Annotated in this window: 15 protein-coding genes and 2 pseudogenes; 9 read left to right on the top strand and 8 right to left on the bottom strand. The window is 46.8% G+C overall.

Translation table 11 applies throughout. The features are described from left to right. Positions 1-25 precede the first annotated feature (25 nt). The 3 genes and pseudogenes from CMR00_07145 to CMR00_07135 all read left to right on the top strand — a co-directional run bounded on the left by CMR00_07145 (position 26) and on the right by CMR00_07135 (position 2,952). Complete coding sequence (locus CMR00_07145; GenBank protein PIO47987.1) at positions 26-340, top strand: hypothetical protein; 315 nt, start codon at positions 26-28, stop codon at positions 338-340. A gap of 119 nt (positions 341-459) precedes the next feature. Continuing rightward, positions 460-1,866, top strand: a complete 1,407-nt coding sequence (locus CMR00_07140) for a hypothetical protein (protein PIO47986.1) — start codon at positions 460-462, stop codon at positions 1,864-1,866. A gap of 173 nt (positions 1,867-2,039) precedes the next feature. Further along, positions 2,040-2,952 (top strand): annotated as a pseudogene (locus CMR00_07135) (oxygen-dependent coproporphyrinogen oxidase). Positions 2,953-2,967: 15 nt separating this feature from the next. Here CMR00_07135 and CMR00_07130 read toward each other — a convergent pair. The 7 genes from CMR00_07130 to CMR00_07100 form a co-directional block, all read right to left on the bottom strand. Beyond that, positions 2,968-3,525, bottom strand: coding sequence for a hypothetical protein (locus tag CMR00_07130; GenBank protein PIO47985.1), 558 nt, complete (start codon positions 3,523-3,525; stop codon positions 2,968-2,970). Continuing rightward, positions 3,492-4,319 carry a short-chain dehydrogenase gene (locus tag CMR00_07125; protein PIO47984.1) on the bottom strand — a complete coding sequence of 276 codons (828 nt, stop codon included), beginning with the start codon at positions 4,317-4,319 and terminating at the stop codon, positions 3,492-3,494. The genes CMR00_07130 and CMR00_07125 overlap by 34 nt, the downstream gene beginning before the upstream one ends. A 66-nt stretch (positions 4,320-4,385) precedes the next feature. Continuing rightward, positions 4,386-5,390 (bottom strand): ribosome small subunit-dependent GTPase A, encoded by a 1,005-nt coding sequence (gene rsgA / locus CMR00_07120; protein ID PIO47983.1) that lies wholly within the window; start codon positions 5,388-5,390, stop codon positions 4,386-4,388. Between the two features lie 4 nt (positions 5,391-5,394). Further along, positions 5,395-8,196 carry a DNA polymerase I gene (locus CMR00_07115; protein PIO47982.1) on the bottom strand — a complete coding sequence of 934 codons (2,802 nt, stop codon included), beginning with the start codon at positions 8,194-8,196 and terminating at the stop codon, positions 5,395-5,397. A 7-nt stretch (positions 8,197-8,203) separates the two neighbouring features. Next, a complete protein-coding gene (locus CMR00_07110; GenBank protein ID PIO47981.1) occupies positions 8,204-8,863 on the bottom strand; it encodes a hypothetical protein in 660 nt (219 codons plus the stop codon). Then, positions 8,767-9,261 carry a hypothetical protein gene (locus CMR00_07105; protein ID PIO47980.1) on the bottom strand — a complete coding sequence of 165 codons (495 nt, stop codon included), beginning with the start codon at positions 9,259-9,261 and terminating at the stop codon, positions 8,767-8,769. Before CMR00_07105 ends, CMR00_07110 begins: the two co-directional genes overlap by 97 nt. Further along, positions 9,261-10,379, bottom strand: a complete 1,119-nt coding sequence (locus CMR00_07100) for a sugar ABC transporter ATP-binding protein (protein PIO47979.1) — start codon at positions 10,377-10,379, stop codon at positions 9,261-9,263. Before CMR00_07100 ends, CMR00_07105 begins: the two co-directional genes overlap by 1 nt. Before the next feature lie 587 nt (positions 10,380-10,966). On the opposite strand from CMR00_07100, the gene CMR00_07095 reads away from it, so the two are divergent. The 5 genes and pseudogenes from CMR00_07095 to clpP all read left to right on the top strand — a co-directional run bounded on the left by CMR00_07095 (position 10,967) and on the right by clpP (position 14,442). Next, positions 10,967-11,254: a co-chaperone GroES gene (locus tag CMR00_07095; GenBank protein PIO47978.1), complete on the top strand. Its 288-nt coding sequence runs from the start codon at positions 10,967-10,969 to the stop codon at positions 11,252-11,254. 31 nt (positions 11,255-11,285) lie between these two features. After that, positions 11,286-12,919, top strand: a pseudogene (gene groL, locus CMR00_07090) (chaperonin GroEL). Between the two features lie 228 nt (positions 12,920-13,147). Further along, positions 13,148-13,357, top strand: coding sequence for a hypothetical protein (locus CMR00_07085; GenBank protein ID PIO47977.1), 210 nt, complete (start codon positions 13,148-13,150; stop codon positions 13,355-13,357). 77 nt (positions 13,358-13,434) lie between these two features. Then, complete coding sequence (locus CMR00_07080; protein ID PIO47976.1) at positions 13,435-13,707, top strand: hypothetical protein; 273 nt, start codon at positions 13,435-13,437, stop codon at positions 13,705-13,707. A 45-nt stretch (positions 13,708-13,752) separates the two neighbouring features. After that, positions 13,753-14,442, top strand: coding sequence for an ATP-dependent Clp endopeptidase, proteolytic subunit ClpP (gene clpP / locus CMR00_07075; protein PIO47975.1), 690 nt, complete (start codon positions 13,753-13,755; stop codon positions 14,440-14,442). A gap of 81 nt (positions 14,443-14,523) precedes the next feature. On the opposite strand, the gene CMR00_07070 is transcribed toward clpP, so the two are convergent. After that, on the bottom strand, positions 14,524-16,029 hold the full coding sequence (locus CMR00_07070) for a glutamate--tRNA ligase (protein ID PIO47974.1): 1,506 nt from the start codon (positions 16,027-16,029) through the stop codon (positions 14,524-14,526). Between the two features lie 203 nt (positions 16,030-16,232). Between CMR00_07070 and CMR00_07065 the strand changes: the two genes are divergently transcribed. Then, positions 16,233-16,428: transcriptional regulator (locus CMR00_07065; protein PIO48027.1), on the top strand; the 196-nt coding region annotated here is incomplete at its 3' end.

Raw genomic sequence — 16,428 nt, 5'->3', positions numbered from 1 at the left:
CAACTAAATCTCAACGCTCAAACAAATGACCCTTACGAAATTAAAACGTCATGGAGAAAATATCTTGGCTTTGACATGGAGCGATGGGCAGACAACATACATCACATTGCAGAAACTGCGTGATGAGTGCCCGTGCGCAAGCTGCAAAGGTGAAACCGTTTTGTTTGAGAGCCACCGGCCAACTAAGTTGCCAGTCTTTGTGCCCGGGATGTATGACCTGAAAAAAATTGATGTGGTCGGCAATTATTCCATTCAGCCGCACTGGGGCGACGGACATCAAACGGGTCTATACACCTTCGACTACTTGCGTGCAATCTCCTCACCTACTGTACCTGAATAAAGTGGCAAAAGCATATGCATTGCGAGCTTTCAGAACTTCTTGTTATTTTCCTTGGTGCAATGGCTATAATGCCAATGCAGTAAGTACAGTTTTACAACATTTGAAAAAGGAGTTTGGCTATGAATCAGCGCCTTGAACATGTCGGGCACGCAAAGCGTGCATTGTCAGCTGAGGAACAAAAACACCTGATGCGTATTGTGCAATCAGGCAAGGATTTGCTGGGCAAATTACTCACCAATGAAGAAGAACTTCGCTCACTGCTCAACGGTCTAAACGGTGGCTATGTTGCACCGCAGTTTGGCGGCGATGTCATCCGTGACGGTGCACGCGTTTTACCTACAGGTCGCAACATTCATGCTATGGACCCCTGGCGTATTCCGTCAGAATTAGCAATGCAGCGCGGCGAGCTCATCGCGCAAAAATTGCTGGAGATGCACTGCGCGGAATCAGGAAAGTATCCTGAAACAATTGCGCAAGTGCTCTGGGGAATGGATACAATCAAAACCAAAGGTGAACCTGTGGCAATTGCGCTGGCGTTGATGGGGGCGCGTCCAGAACGAGATGCACATGGCAAAATCTCAGCCTACAAACTTATCCCGCTCTCTGAACTAGGGCGCCCACGTATTGATGTGCTGATGACGGCATCTGGTATCTTCCGCGATACATTTGCCATGCAAATCGATTTTCTGGATCGGCTGGTCAAAGATGCCGCACAGGCTGACGAAAGCACAGACATGAACTTCATCAAGAAACACGTGCAAGAGATTATGGCAGAAAAGCACGTGAGTTTTGAAGAAGCAACTGCACGTGTCTTTACCCAGCGCCCAGGCGATTATGGCAATTATGTCGACGATATGATTGAAAGCAGTGCTTGGCAAGATGAATCAGAACTTGGCGATATGTTTGTCAAGCGTAATGCCTATGCCTATGGCGGGGCTAAGCAAGGCAAACTCTGTGCAGCGGTTTTGGATGCCTTAATGGCAAAAGTTGAGCGCATCTCGCAAGAAATTGATTCTGTGGAGTATGGCATTACTGATCATCAACACTACTTTGCTGAATCAGGGGCAATGCGTCAGGCTGTGGCAAAACGTACAGGTCAGCAGGTGCAGGTCAGTTACATTGAGTCCTTCACGGCGGAGACGACCGTGCGTAGTTTAGAGTCGACGCTGCGATTGGAAGCGCGCACAAAATTGCTCAACCCAAAGTGGTACGAGATGATGCTCAAAAATGAAGCCAGCGGGGCTGCAGAAATCTCAAGTCGATTTACCTATTTGCTGGGCTGGTCGGCTACAGCTAAAGCTGTCGATAAATGGGTATTTGATGAATCCGCAAAGACCTATGTCTTTGACGATGCCATGCGTGAGCGGCTGATGAAACTGAATCCTGCAGCACTTAAAAATATCACTGGACGCTTGCTTGAGGCTGCAGGACGCGGGCTCTGGCAAGCCGATGCAGAGATGCTCGATAAACTGCGTGATCTCTACGCCGATTTAGAAGATCGTCTCGAGGGTCTGGTGGTGTCGTAACGGACGCTATGACAGACGACAACTTTATAGGATGCATCAAACCTCATGGTAAGTTGTCAGGCTTTGGACATGTCTGATGGTATGCCCTTTTTCTTTCTGAAAGAACTCGAAGCCCTAACAGAGAAAACTCCTAAGCTATCTACACTCTGAAAACTTCACCCTAACGGTGCAGCATGAGTTTATTCAAAGAGCAAGTTCAAACTTATTTAGAATCTTTACAGCAGCATATTACTTCAGTGCTGGAAGCCCTTGACGGCAAAGGCAAGTTTGTGGAAGAGACATGGCAACATCAAACCGGTGGCGGCGGCAAAACGCGTGTCATTCAAGATGGTGCAGTTTTCGAAAAAGGCGGCGTGAATTTTTCTGCCGTCAGCGGACTGCTGCCAGAAAAAATGGCAGCCAAGATGAATACTGATGTAACGCCTTACTTTGCAACTGGTGTCTCCGTCGTGATTCATCCTTACTCACCAATGATTCCAACGGTGCACTGCAACTATCGATATTTTGAGCAATACGATGCTGATGGAAATGTAAAACGCGCATGGTTCGGCGGCGGTGCAGACCTTACGCCGTATTATCCCTTTCTTGAGGATATCCAACACTTTCACCGTGTGCATAAAGAAGCATGCGATAGACACAATCCTGAATTTTACCCGAAGTTCAAAGCATGGTGCGATGAATACTTCTTCATTGCACATCGCAATGAGACACGTGGCGTGGGAGGCATATTCTTCGATTATCTCACCGATAATCTCGAGGCGACATTTGACTTTGTGAAATCCTGTGGCAATGCTTTCACAGAAGCCTATGCGCCGATTGTCGAGCGACGACGCCATGAGCCATTTGGTGAACAAGAAAAAACGCTTTCAGCGCTTGCGGCGAGGAAGATACGTGGAGTTTAACTTGGTCTATGATCGTGGAACGCTCTTTGGCTTAGAGACACGCGGCAGAACAGAATCCATTTTGATGTCGCTGCCGAAGGAAGTCGCTTGGGAATATAACTACGCCCCGCTGCCCGATTCACGAGAAGCTGTGCTTTACCGTTGCCTCAAGGCGCGCGACTGGTTAAATGAAACTGCACTTTAAGAAAGCGCTACGACTCTACCAACCTGAAAGAATTTTGTTCAACATATCGTCAGTGATGGTAACAATCGCACGCTCAATAGCTTGCTGCTGTGCAGGGAAGTTGCCTATAGGATAATCCTGCACGCCACTGAAATCTTGTTTGAAGAGAATTTTCTTTTTGACAAGATCGCGGTAGGTCGCAGAGACACGAATGGTGATGCGGTTTTGTGTAGCGCGCTCGGTTTGCCCACCAATAATGCTAGGCACATCAGTATAAGCTACGACGGTTGCTTCAACAATCGAATTAGCATCGGTGCGCGACTGCTCAATAATCAGCGGGCTTTGCGTTTGTATGCGCCGTGTCAGTTCCTGAGTCAGTCGCTCCCGCAAGTTGGGCACACCACTGCGCGATTCATCGTTAAAAATAGGAATGGCAATGGTTTTGATGTGTGGCGGTAAAGCAGCACCTGTGAAAGAATAGCATCCGATATTGCTGCACAAGCATGCCATAATTAGCGCGCTATGCAGCAGATGTTTCATGCGCATAAGCTGTATCAAGTTCAGTATTGTTCGCGATTGATTTTGCCGAACCATTTTCGAAACGGATAGGTAAAGAGCAATACACGAGCACGGCTTGGACTAAGTGCTGAAAGAAACAGTCCGGTTTTGCCGTTACTCCAATCGCTTGCCATTTTGGTTGCAAGTTCCGCTGCAACACTTGGCGGCTGCGCAAAAATATCTTGAATGATAAGAAATTGGTCAAGGCGCTTTTGCATCTCTGGTGTTGGCTGGCGTGTGCCTAAAATTTCTGTACGCACCATGCCCGGATTGAGCAGCATGATTTCAATGCCAGTGTCTTTGTATTCTTCGGCTAACGAAAACGTAAGGCGCTTAATAGCAGCTTTAGTTGCTGCATAGCTGCTCACGCAAGCAGTGCTATCAAATTTTTTCTCGCTTGACCCCGCACCAGTCATGTTGATGATTTTTCCACGACCCTGCTTGAGAAAGTAAGTCAGTGCTGCACGGCATCCGTGATAGGTGCCTTTGAGGTTGATTTCAATAGGTTCATACCACGCCTCAAGCGGTGCATCCACAATTTTTTGATAGGGCTCCGCCACACCCGCATTGTTTATCCACACATCAAGTTTGCCAAACTCTTTTATGGCAAACTCAAGCAGTTGCTCTACTTCATTATACTTTGAGACATCGCAAGTCTTACCGCGCACATCTGAAGAGCGCAGTGCAGCTAAGGCGTCATCAAGATTAGCCTGCTTACGTGAGGAAATCACCACGTGCGCGCCTTCTTCCAAAAACTTTTGGGCAATGGCTTTTCCAATACCTTTAGTTGAGCCTGTAATGACGGCAACTTTTCCTTCAAGACGTTTCATGCTTTAGAAGTCGGCTTAAAGTTGAGCGCATGCTGATGGCATCGCAGCGCTGATGTGATGGCGTGTTCAGGGTTGTGCTTCTGCAAAGAGCGCAAGATAACTTTCATAGCGCAAGGCTGAAATCTTACCGCGCTGCACAGCAGCTCGAACAGCACATTGAGGTTCAGTGGTGTGTGTGCACGAGGCAAACGCACAGTCTGATGCATATTTCTTGAACTCTACGAAAAGATGTCTTAATTCTTCTTTTGCAATGCCTTCCAAACTGAACTCTCTAATGCCTGGTGTATCGATGACATAGCCATACTCATTTGAGTCAGGACAAGAGACAATAAGCATCACGGCATTGCTCGTTGTGTGTGCACCTTTGTGCGTTTTTTCACTAATCTCACCTGTCGGCAAATTGCTGCCTGTAAGCGCATTGATAAGCGTGGATTTCCCAACACCTGAATGACCGCTAAATACCGAAGTTTTGCCGATAAGTTTGCTGCGTAGGTGCTCTATGCCTTCACCCGTTTGTGCCGAGAGCGCAAGTGTATCGTACCCTAATTCAGAGTAAGGTTGAAGCAGCGTCTGTGCAAGATGTTCTGTATCCAAATCAATTTTATTGAGCACAAGCAGCGCAGAGAGTCGCTCGAACTCTGCAAAAGCAAGGTATCGGTCAACGAGTTTCGGGCGGAATGGCGGCTCAAGGACGGAGGTAACGATAACAAGTTGGTCAATGTTGCTGGCAATGACATGCTCGACTTCGCCACTGCGATTGCGGCGTCGTTCGCGATTGCGCGAGAGCGAAGTGCGGCGTTTTTCCACAAGGGTAATGATGCCATTGTGCAGCGCAACATCATTTCGTTCTTCTAACGGACGGAAGCGCACCCGGTCGCCAACCACAGCAAGTGTAGAGTCTGGATTTTCAGTTAGTGTGGTGCGCAGTGTCTTACAGGTGTAGGTTTCACCTTCAGGTGTACGCACAAGGTAATAAGCGCCACGCGTCTCAAAAATGGTGCCGCTCAAATCGCTTTCATCAATCGTCGCAAAGTTTTTTCGACGTAGCGGTGGTGCTGGTCTCTTTGGCATATCGTCAATGTGCAGCTAACCAATTTTCACCAATTCCAACTTCTACGGCAACAGGCACACGCTGTAGTCCAGCGCGCACTGCTGCATCTATCATTTCAGTTTTGACAAGCGTAGAGAGGGCATCTAATTCCGACTTCGGTGCATCGAAGAGCAATTCATCATGCACTTGTAAGACCATTTTTGACTGCATGTTCTTTGCATGCAAACTTTCATCAATTTGAATCATTGCCAGTTTAATCATATCAGCTGCGGTGCCTTGAATCGGAGCATTGATAGCAGCACGCTCCGCAGCGTTTCGAATCGAGACATTCTTGTGGTTGATATCCCTAAAATAGCGCCGCCGACCTAAAGCCGTTTCTACATAGCCTTTTGTGCGTGCTTGCTCCAAGACACGCGAGAGATAGTCAAAAATCTTTGGGTATTTGGCTTTGTAGTTCTCGATGATGGCTTTAGCTTCGCTTTGGCTAATGTCGAGGCGTTGCGCCAAACCAAACGGCTGAATCCCATAAAGCACACCGAAATTAACCTCCTTGGCTTTACGGCGCATATCTTTCGTGATATGATCCGTCTCGAAAATAATTTTGGCAGTTGCACTGTGAATATCCTCACCATTTTTGAATGCGCGCTGCATAGTTTCATCCCCAGAGAGTTCTGCAGCAATACGCAGTTCGATTTGTGAGTAGTCTGCCGAAAGCAAAGCGTAATCTGGGCGGCTTGCCACAAAGGCTTTACGAATTTGTCTGCCCAGTTCGGTGCGAATAGGGATATTTTGCAAGTTTGGATTCGACGATGAAAGCCGCCCTGTTGCCACCACGCTTTGATTGAACGAGGTGTGCACCTTGCCGCTCCTTTTGCGAATGAGCGTAGGCAAAGTATTAACATAAGTATTTTTCAACTTCTGCAAACTTCGGTATTCCAAAATTTTGCTGGCAATTGGAAATTCTGCTGCAAGTTCTTCGAGCACGCGCACATCGGTGGAGTAGCCTGTTTTCGTGCGTTTTTTGGCAGGCAGTTTCATTTTCTCGAAGAGCACTTCACCAATTTGCTTTGGGGAATCAATGTTGAATGTCTCACCAGCAGCCGCATAGATGGCTTGTGCCGTTTCTTGAATTGCAGTGTCTAAAGCAAGAGAAATCTCGCTAAGTACGCTGGTGTCGATAGCAATCCCTGAGTATTCCATTTCGGCAAGTGTGCGCAGCAATGGAAATTCAATATTTAGACAAATGTACTGCAAGGCAGGCTCAAGTAAGAGTCTTTCTTGCAAAGCGGCTTTGAGTTGCAGTGCCATATCAGCATCTTGGCATGCATAGTTTTTGAGGTCGTCAAGTGGCACATCATAAATTGATTTTTGTGCTTTGCCTGTACCGACAAGTTCATCATACTTTACGGTGCGAAACTTCAAGTACTGCTCAACCATATCGTCTAAGTTGTGCGGCTCATCGGGGTTAAGTACATAGCTAGCAAGCATCGTGTCGAAGTAAGGGGGCGCAAGCGTAATCCCATAATTTTTCAGCACCAGATAATCATACTTGAGGTTCTGCCCAACTTTACGAACCGTTGGATTTTCCAAAACAGGCTTCAAGCGTTGCAGCGCTTCTGTAAGTGAGAGCGTATGACGAAAATCCAAAGCATAAGCTTCGCGGGCTGCAAGTGCAAAGGAGATGCAGACCAGTTCAGCATCAAGTGCGTCGAGATTGGTAGTTTCCGTGTCAAGTGCAAACTCTCGGACACGGCTCAATTTTTGCAACAAGTCCGAAAAGGTTTCAGGTGTATTGATAAGCTCATAATTGCCAACGGATTGTGGCGTCGGAAGTTGACTAGTGTAGTCTTGACTCACATTTGCACCAAAGTCAAATGAAAGATCATCGTCAAGGAGGGTGGTTTCTGCTGCATTGGCATCAGTTGCAGCAAGGCTCGTGGTGCGTTTGAGCCGCAAAAGAAATTGTTTGAATTCTAATTCCTCCAAAACTGGGATGAGCAGGTCTGTAGCGGGCGGCTGTTGTCTAAAATTTTCTAAGGGTTCGTTGATGTCCAAATCGGTTTTAATGGTAACTAAAAAGCGGCTAAGTTTGAGCTGCGCTTGTGCTTTGAGCAGGTTGTCGCGCAGTTTAGGCTTTTTGATGAGCGAGAGATTTTTATAGAGCGCATCAAGCGAACCGTATTCATTGATCAGTGCCGCCGCAGTTTTAGGTCCAACACCATCCACGCCCGGGATATTGTCTGAAGAATCGCCCATGAGCGTAAGCATATCAACGAACTGCTCAGGATAAACTCCATACTTCTCTTTGATCTCCTTGCGTCCATATCGCTCGAAAACATCATTGTCTTTAGCTGGCTTTAGAATTTGAATATGCTCGCTGACTAGTTGCGCAAAATCTTTGTCGGGTGTAACAAGAAAAACATCGCATTCTGCTTCAAACTTTTTAGCAAGCGTGCCCATAATGTCATCGGCTTCAAAGCTGGGCATTTTGAGACTTTTCACACCATAGCCTTCAACGATAGCATAAATTTTCTCGAGTTGCATCAACAGATCATCGGGCGGCAGTGGGCGGTTGGCTTTGTAGTCTGGATATTTCTCATGTCGGAAAGTTTTCTCTTTGCTATCGAAGGCGACAGCGATGTAATCGGGGCTATAATGCTCAATGAGTTTGATGAGCGTGTTGGTAAAACCAAAAGCCGCACCGGTGGGAAAACCCTCTGTGGTTTGCATGCGCATCGGCATCAGGGCGTAGTAAGCACGATAGATCAGCGCCATGCCATCAAGCAAAAATAAAGTGGGGCGGACATTGGGCGCTTTGTTAGGCATAGCAAACTTACCTTACGAGTTTTGGGTTGAGCACGCCATCGTCCATAATAACAAGCGGCGTTTGTGGGAAATCAGACGCAGTAAGCGATTTGATGATGGCAATGGCACGTCTTTCAGTGTCATAGACGGGGTAGCCAGGGTCAAGCTGCTGCGTTGGAATGATTCTGCCTTGCTTGAAATCCCCAGTTTGCTCATCGAGTTCAACCTGCACAATTGCACCAATGCCTGTGATACCTTGAATATTCATATTCCCATAGGTCAGAAAATTGCCAAGCGAGTACATGATGAGCTTATTTTTGTAAAGCTCCAGCGCACGTAGAACATGCGGACCGTGACCAATAACAAGCGTGGCGCCAGCATCAATAACACTGTGTGCAAACTCAATTAAGTTACCACGATTTTCGCCGTAGAACACTTCGGTTTTATTTTCAACATGCTGCGCGTTTTTACCTTCTGCCCCACCGTGAAAAGAGACAATAACTAAGTCATAGTGTTTCTTGACACTATCGATAACTTGCGCTGCACGCTTAGGATCACTCACTTGATACGAAGCATCTGAAAATCCAAACGCTACAATAGCAATTTTTTCCCGCGTACAATCATCTCTGCAAGCCCTTTTTTGGGCGCAAAGGCAATGCCTTGTTCGGAGAGCAGCATTTGAGAGTATTGGTAAGCCGCATCGCCGTAGTCGCTGACATGATTGTTATCCAGACTCATCACGTTAAATCCCATTTGGCGCAGTACGGGTGCAAGTGTAGGGGGCATGCCAAATTCGTAGCAACGACCAGCGCGGCGTGAAGGCTCAGTGCACTTTTGTGGTTTCATGTCTGGCTTGACAAATGTGCCTTCCAAATTACCAAAGACAATATCTGCACCTTTAAGGTAGCGCGCAATAGAGTCAGCAAAAAACTTACCATCATTAGCAGGCAGAATCTGACGAGGGGTGTATGAGCCAAGCATCACATCGCCAACAGCATGCAGCGTGATTTGTCCATAGGCAAGTGAGTTAAACAAGAAGGGGAGAATGAGTAATGTAAAGCGGGGGAAGTAAAGTAGTCTCTGCATTAGACGAGTGCTTGTTCTGTTACGTTGTCAAAAAAGTGCGCTTTTTCTGTATCAATAGCGCACTCGAAATCTTCACGAAGCTCGAGCGGTTGGCGAGCATCAATGCGTGCAACAAGATGTGCAGAGCCTTGCACGGCAGGTAATTGGAGATATAGGAACATTTCATTGCCCATGGGCTCTACAATATCAAGATGCAATTTTGCCCGCGCTGCGGCAGCAATGCGTGCCGTTTCGTTTACCGTATGAATGTCCTCCGGGCGAATGCCAACCGTGATATCTTTCCCGATGTATGATTTCAGTTTATCTGCCACTTTTTGTGGTAAGCTCATATCAAGCATACCTGATTTGTCTCTGAAGCAAAGCGTGCCGTTTTGATAAAGTGAGCCGTTGATAAAATTCATAGCAGGACTGCCAATGAAGCCGGCGACAAATTTATTGGCAGGCTTGTTGTAAAGATTGAGCGGTGTATCAACTTGTTGAATCTTGCCCTTATTCATCACGACAATGCGGTCTGCCATCGTCATGGCTTCAACTTGGTCATGCGTAACATAAATCATCGTGGCGCCCAGTTGTCGATGCAAGCGAGAGATTTCTGTGCGGGTTTGCACACGCAGTTTAGCATCCAAGTTCGAGAGCGGCTCATCGAAAAGAAAAACTTTTGGATTGCGCACAATGGCACGCCCTAAGGCAACACGCTGACGCTGACCACCAGATAAGGCTTTGGGCTTACGATCAAGATACTCAAGAAGTCCAATGGATTTGGCAACCTCAGTAACACGTCGTTTGATTTCATCTTTTGGCATACGGCGCAGTTCTAATCCAAACGCCATATTTTCGAAAACAGTCATGTGTGGGTAGAGCGCATAATTTTGAAATACCATGGCAATGTCGCGATCCTTAGGTGGCACATCATTCATGCGCTTTTTGTCGATGTAAAGGTCGCCACGTGAAATGCTCTCTAGACCAGCAATCATACGCAGCGTAGTAGATTTGCCACAGCCAGAGGGACCGACCATGACGATGAATTCTTTGTCGGCAATCTCTAAGTTAAACTGTTCGACAGCCTTCACGCCGCCGTCGTAAATTTTCTCGACATTGTTTAAGACCACGGTTGCCATAGTTGGAAAACGGAAAGCAGTGAAAGGTTCTGTTGCTCAGGTAAAACTTTGTCAGAATATAATTATTGCGCCTATTGAGAGCAAGCCCTATGGCTCAAGAGAGGTGAGAAGCAAATGTGACGATTAGGTTAGTGTGAGCGCTGTAGCACGTGCGTGATAGGTCTGTTGTCAGATGACGGAGAGTGAGCGCAAAATTTAGCTAAATATCCACCATACTGTTACAAGCACAATAAGAATTAGGCACTCTATGATGTCTTTTTGAGAGACAGAAGGATACTTACGAGATGCTTTCTGCATGTTGCAAACCTCCAATTTTAGTGATCGCAGTCGACACAGGGTGTTTTGATGGGCAGCAGAGGTAGCTCAAATGTACCATTTTTTGGAAACTTCCACAAACTTTTGCACAAACCTTAAATCTTGCTCTTGCAGGTCTTGTAGTGATTTTGTATTTTAGCACTCGTCAATGGTGAGTGCTAAAAGTTGAAACTTTACCAAACGCTCTTCGTTGTAGCACTCAAGTTCAAAGTTCTTGATTCTTATCATCTTGATAACAATTTCACAAACTCAAAACTTGGAGGACTAAAGCTATGAAACTGCAACCTCTGGCAGATCGTGTGGTTGTTCGTCCAGCTCCAGCAGAAGAAAAAACAAAAGGCGGGCTTTACATCCCTGACACAGGCAAAGAAAAACCCCAGCACGGTGAAGTTGTGGCGGTCGGCGAAGGTAAAACTTCGGACAACGGCACGGTGATCAAGCCACAAGTAAAGGTGGGTCAGAAAGTGCTGTATGGCAAGTATTCTGGCACAGAAGTTACCATTGACGGTGAAGAGTTCCTTATCATGCGTGAAAGTGACATCTTCGCCATTCTGAACTAAACTTTCAAAAAATTAAACCATTGAACTCAATATGGCAGCAAAACTGATTTATTTCGATGCAGAAGGGCGCTCGGCACTCAAACGTGGTGTCGATAAGCTGGCAGATGCAGTAAAAGTTACGCTTGGACCGAAAGGACGCAATGTTGTCATTGAGAAAAAATTTGGCGCACCAACTGTAACCAAAGATGGTGTAACCGTAGCGAAAGAAATTGAGCTTGAAGATCCCCTAGAAAATATGGGAGCACAGATGGTGCGCGAAGTTGCCTCCAAGACAAGCGATGTTGCCGGTGATGGCACAACGACAGCGACAGTACTGGCTCAAGCCATCTTCCGTGAAGGCTTGAAGAATGTTACTGCAGGCGCGAACCCGATGGACTTGAAGCGCGGTATTGACATGGCTGTCTCAGCGATTGTCGAAGAGCTGAAAAAAATTAGCCGGCCGATCTCAGGCAAGAAGGAAATCGCGCAGGTCGGCATGATTTCTGCCAACAACGACGAAGAAATCGGCAAACTCATCGCTGAAGCGATGGATAAGGTCGGCAAAGATGGTGTTATCACGGTCGAAGAAGCCAAGGGCACGGAAACTGAACTCAAGGTTGTCGAAGGTATGCAGTTTGACCGTGGCTATCTCTCGCCATACTTTGTGACCAACACCGAGACGATGGAAGCAGAACTTGAAGATGCTTACATTCTCATTCACGATAAGAAAATTTCTGCGATGAAGGATCTGCTTCCCGTGCTTGAAAAAGTCGTACAAACGGGCAAGCCGATTCTCATTATTGCCGAAGAAGTTGAGGGTGAAGCCTTAGCAACGCTCGTGGTAAACAAACTGCGTGGCACCCTGCGCGTGGTAGCTGTCAAAGCGCCAGGCTTTGGCGATCGTCGCAAAGCAATGCTTGAAGATATTGCGATTCTCACGGGTGGCACGGTCATCAGCGAAGAAAAGGGCTTCAAACTTGAGAATGCAACCATCGCCTATCTTGGTCAAGCCAAGCGCATCGTGTCGATAAGGATAACACGACCATTGTTGAAGGCAAAGGCAAGTCTGACCAAATCAAGGCGCGCATTAACGAAATCAAGAGTCAGATTGAGAAAGCGACCAGTGACTACGACAAGGAAAAACTCCAAGAGCGTCTGGCGAAACTCTCTGGCGGCGTAGCGGTGCTTAACATTGGAGCGAGCACTGAGGTTGAGATGAAAGAAAAGAAAGCTCGTGTTGAAGACGCGTTGCATGCCACTCGTGCAGCTGTCCAAGAAGGTATTGTTGCAGGTGGCGGTGTGGCGCTCATTCGTGCTGCAAAAGCACTCGATAAGCTCAAGCCCGAAAATGAAGACCAGAAAACGGGCATTGAGATTGTGCGTCGCGCTATCGAAGAGCCGCTGCGCATGATTGTGGCGAACACTGGCACAACTGACGGTGCCGTGGTGTTGCAAAAAGTCAAGGAGGGCAAAGACGACTACGGCTTCAATGCGCGCACCGAGCAGTATGAAAATCTCATTGAGTCTGGCGTAGTTGACCCGACAAAGGTAACACGCACGGCACTGGAGAATGCAGCCTCTGTTGCAAGTCTCTTGCTCACAACGGAAGCTGTAATTGTCGAGAAAAGAGAAGAAGAAAAAGCGCCAGCGATGCCACCGGGTGGCGGTATGGGCGGTATGTACTAATCGCTCAACGCAGTGCACGGCACGCATCTCTAAAGGCAGGGCTGATTTGCAACAGCAGGTCAGCCCTCAATTTTTAATGCAACGAAGTGTTTAATGTATTCGTAATGTATTTGGTTTGATTGAAAGTCGTAATTTCGCTAATGTTCGGGTTTGAAGGTTTTATCAATCAAAATTTTTGAAAACTCTTCACGCATTTGCCATATGAAACGCAATACTTCTTTTGTCTCCATGTTTGGAGTCGCGTTGATTCTGACGCTAACAGCAGGGCTACACACAGGCTGCTCGGGTTGTGCTGGTTGCAAAAAGGATGAAGGTTTGGGCTTAAAACGCCCCGATGATAGCGCACTCATTGCGCAACAAAAACTGATGGAAGAGTATCAAAAGACGCTTGCTGATCCACAGCAAAGAAGTAATGAGATTCAAATTGAAAAAAAGTAACCTATACCAATGTCCCATCACCTGAAGCGGATAAAGCAGGAGGCACAGAAATTGCAAAACCAAAGTTTAATTACGCGATGTTGGATGAAGTGATGGAGAACTTACAGGAAACACTGATTCCAACGGTTAAAGCTAATGCAGCACGCTTAGGTAAGACAGGCGGTGCCGTTGCATTTTCGGTGGTGGTAGCACCAGACGGCAAGGTCAAGCAAATCAATATGTCGCAAAATGATTTAGATGAACAAACGGCTAACGCAGTGCGTGCCGTGATCAATCGCACAAAGTTCCCGACTTGGAACGCTGCGGAACTCAAAGAGTATAAGAGCGAAAAAATCAAAATTCAGTTCTAAGCTTTTTGTTAAGTTGTAATTCTGTAACATCTTTCCCATCAAGCAATGGCAAACATCAATTTCGGATTAGACTATCATCTCAGAAAACTCTATCATCCCAGACTCGAGGAGAGCATCAATCAAACACGCAGCATGCTCGTTCCTATGGTGATCGAGACCTCTGGACGGGGCGAGCGAGCCTTTGACATTTTTTCGCGTCTCTTGCGCGAGCGTATCGTGTTCTATGGAACAGTAGTGGACGATCACTCTGCCAGCCTTGTAATGGCACAGCTGATCTTCCTAGAGTCAGAAGATCCTGAAAGAGACATCTACATGTACATCAATTCTCCGGGCGGTAGTGTCTCAGCAGGGTTGGGTGTCTATGATACCATGCAGTTCATTCGTCCTGACATCTCAACGGTCTGTGTGGGCATGGCGGCATCAATGGGGGCCTTTCTTTTGGCTGCAGGTACCAAAGGCAAGCGCGGTTCATTGCCACATGCGCGCATTATGATTCATCAGCCGTCAGGTGGTGCGCAAGGTCAAGAAACCGATATTCTTATCATGGCAAAAGAAATCGAAAGAACACGGCATATGCTAGAAGAAATTTTGGCAAAGCATACAGGGCAGCCAGTCGAGAAAGTGCACCAAGATTCCGAACGTGACCGCTGGATGAGCGCGCAGGAAGCTAAAGAATATGGTATCATCGACGAAATTTTCGAAAAACGCCCGATGCCAAACGATAAGAAAAACTAAGGGTTATCGTCATGAACGGAAAAAGCCACTAAGTGTAGTGGCTTTTTTATTTTACAGCTTACATAGCGCTTGCATTGCTTCTTATGCAACGGCCTCTGGTTTGATGCGCAAGATTGCACGCTCAAGGCGACGCACAACAGCCTCTCGACCAAGTGTTTCCAAAATGTGATAAAGACTAGCGCCGAAACTGACGCCTGTAACTGCTAAACGAATCGGATGCACGAGGTCTGAGACTTTAATGCCTTGAGTTTGTGCAAACTCCTTCAAAGCATGCTCAATGCTACTTGCCGTGAAATCCGCTAAGGTGCGTAAGCGTTCTGCAAAAGCCGCAAGATAGGTGTTCGTCTGCTGCTGCCAGCGTTTTCTGACAGCGTCTTCCTCATACTGCTCGGGCTCGAAGAAGTAATAGCTGCTAAATGTCACGAATTCGTGAATAAAATCTACGCGCTCTTTCATTTGCTCAGCAACTTGTGTGAGATACGCGTCGCTGGTAATCAACTCAAGTGGCATTTCTGTGGATTTTGTGCGCAGATGTTCAAGCAAGATAGGTTTGATGCGCTGAGCAAGTTCTGCGTTGGAAAGTCGACGAATATGCTGCTTTTCAATCCAGCTAAGTTTCTCCAAATTGAAAATGGCACCTGACTTGCCAACATGCTCAAGTGAAAACTGTTCTAGAAGTTCTTCCATGGTAAAGATTTCTTGCTCAGAACCGCTGCCTGGGTTCCAGCCCAGCAGCGCAACGAAATTGACCAGTGCCTCTTTGCTATATCCCTTCTTGATGTAGTCTTCTACTGCCACATCGCCCTGTCGTTTAGAGAGTTTCGTGCGGTCAGGGTTGAGCAAGAGCGGCACATGTGCATAGGTTGGCTTTTCCCAGCCAAAGAATTCATAGAGCAGAACATGCTTCGGTGTAGAAGAGAGCCACTCTTCGCCGCGAATGACATGAGAGATCTGCATCAAGTGATCATCAACGACGACGGCAAGGTGATAGGTTGGAAATCCATCAGCTTTAAGCAGAACTTGGTCATCGATAACTGAAGAGTCAAATTCAACAACGCCACGAATCACATCATTAACTCTAATCGTGATGTGGTCAGGAACCTTCATGCGCACCACTTTCGGAATACCTGATTCCAAAGCTTGTTTGATTTTGCTTTCAGGCATGGTTCCGCCCAGCGATTCAGGGAGCCACTTGCGGTTATACTTTGGCTGCAGACCTTGTTTCATTTGCAATTTGCGCATTTCCTCGAGCTCTTCGGGCGTCTCAAAAGCATAGTAAGCGTGCCCCTTAGCAATGAGTTCATCGCAGTAGTGCTTGTAGAAATGAAGGCGCTGCGATTGAACATAAGGACCGAAATCACCACCATGTGCGGGACTTTCGTCAGGGATAATGCCAGCCCATTCCAAGACATGAATAATGCCTTCAGTTGCGCCCTCTACGAGTCGGGTCTGGTCAGTATCCTCAATGCGTAGGATAAATTTACCGCCATGCTTCTTAGCAAAGAGATAGTTATAGAGTGCAGTTCTCAAACCGCCTACATGCACATAGCCTGTAGGCGAGGGCGCAAAGCGAGTGCGAACCATCATGATGTTACGTTGAATTTGCTTGGAAAAGAAATACAAACATACAAAAACGGCAGGAAATCGTGTGTCCGCAAGTAAGTGCCTGCTTCAGTTACTCAAAACTAAGAGAAAATAAGTACACGAAATGGGTCTTGCAAAAGAGAATAGTTTAGAGTAAATTTGTTACTCAATAAATCATTGATTCGTTACTCTAAATCATTGCTTTCGTGTTAGACTCGTTGGTAACATCAAAAACGCGCATCAAACTGCTCTTGAAGTTTTTCCTCAATCAAGAGACGCGAGCCTATTTGCGCGGACTTGCCGAAGAGTTTGGTGAATCCACCAACGCCGTGCGCGTTGAGCTCAATCGACTAACTGAAGCAGGATTTCTGACGACACGCGACGACGGACGCACGAAACTCT

The organism is [Chlorobium] sp. 445 (assembly GCA_002763895.1).
Taxonomy (GTDB): Bacteria; Bacteroidota; Chlorobiia; order Chlorobiales; family Thermochlorobacteraceae; genus Thermochlorobacter.
This window is presented reverse-complemented; position numbering and strand designations above follow the sequence as displayed.

Excerpts from the sequence above, each read along its gene's own strand:
- CMR00_07145 (PIO47987.1), top strand. The coding sequence starts at position 26 with ATGACCCTTACGAAATTAAAACGTCATGGAGAAAATATCTTGGCTTTG.
- CMR00_07140 (PIO47986.1), top strand. The coding sequence starts at position 460 with ATGAATCAGCGCCTTGAACATGTCGGGCACGCAAAGCGTGCATTGTCA.
- CMR00_07130 (PIO47985.1), bottom strand. The coding sequence starts at position 3,525 with ATGGTTCGGCAAAATCAATCGCGAACAATACTGAACTTGATACAGCTT.
- CMR00_07125 (PIO47984.1), bottom strand. The coding sequence starts at position 4,319 with ATGAAACGTCTTGAAGGAAAAGTTGCCGTCATTACAGGCTCAACTAAA.
- rsgA (PIO47983.1), bottom strand. The coding sequence starts at position 5,390 with ATGCCAAAGAGACCAGCACCACCGCTACGTCGAAAAAACTTTGCGACG.
- CMR00_07115 (PIO47982.1), bottom strand. The coding sequence starts at position 8,196 with ATGCCTAACAAAGCGCCCAATGTCCGCCCCACTTTATTTTTGCTTGAT.
- CMR00_07105 (PIO47980.1), bottom strand. The coding sequence starts at position 9,261 with ATGCAGAGACTACTTTACTTCCCCCGCTTTACATTACTCATTCTCCCC.
- CMR00_07100 (PIO47979.1), bottom strand. The coding sequence starts at position 10,379 with ATGGCAACCGTGGTCTTAAACAATGTCGAGAAAATTTACGACGGCGGC.
- CMR00_07095 (PIO47978.1), top strand. The coding sequence starts at position 10,967 with ATGAAACTGCAACCTCTGGCAGATCGTGTGGTTGTTCGTCCAGCTCCA.
- CMR00_07085 (PIO47977.1), top strand. The coding sequence starts at position 13,148 with ATGTTTGGAGTCGCGTTGATTCTGACGCTAACAGCAGGGCTACACACA.
- CMR00_07080 (PIO47976.1), top strand. The coding sequence starts at position 13,435 with ATGTTGGATGAAGTGATGGAGAACTTACAGGAAACACTGATTCCAACG.
- clpP (PIO47975.1), top strand. The coding sequence starts at position 13,753 with ATGGCAAACATCAATTTCGGATTAGACTATCATCTCAGAAAACTCTAT.
- CMR00_07070 (PIO47974.1), bottom strand. The coding sequence starts at position 16,029 with ATGATGGTTCGCACTCGCTTTGCGCCCTCGCCTACAGGCTATGTGCAT.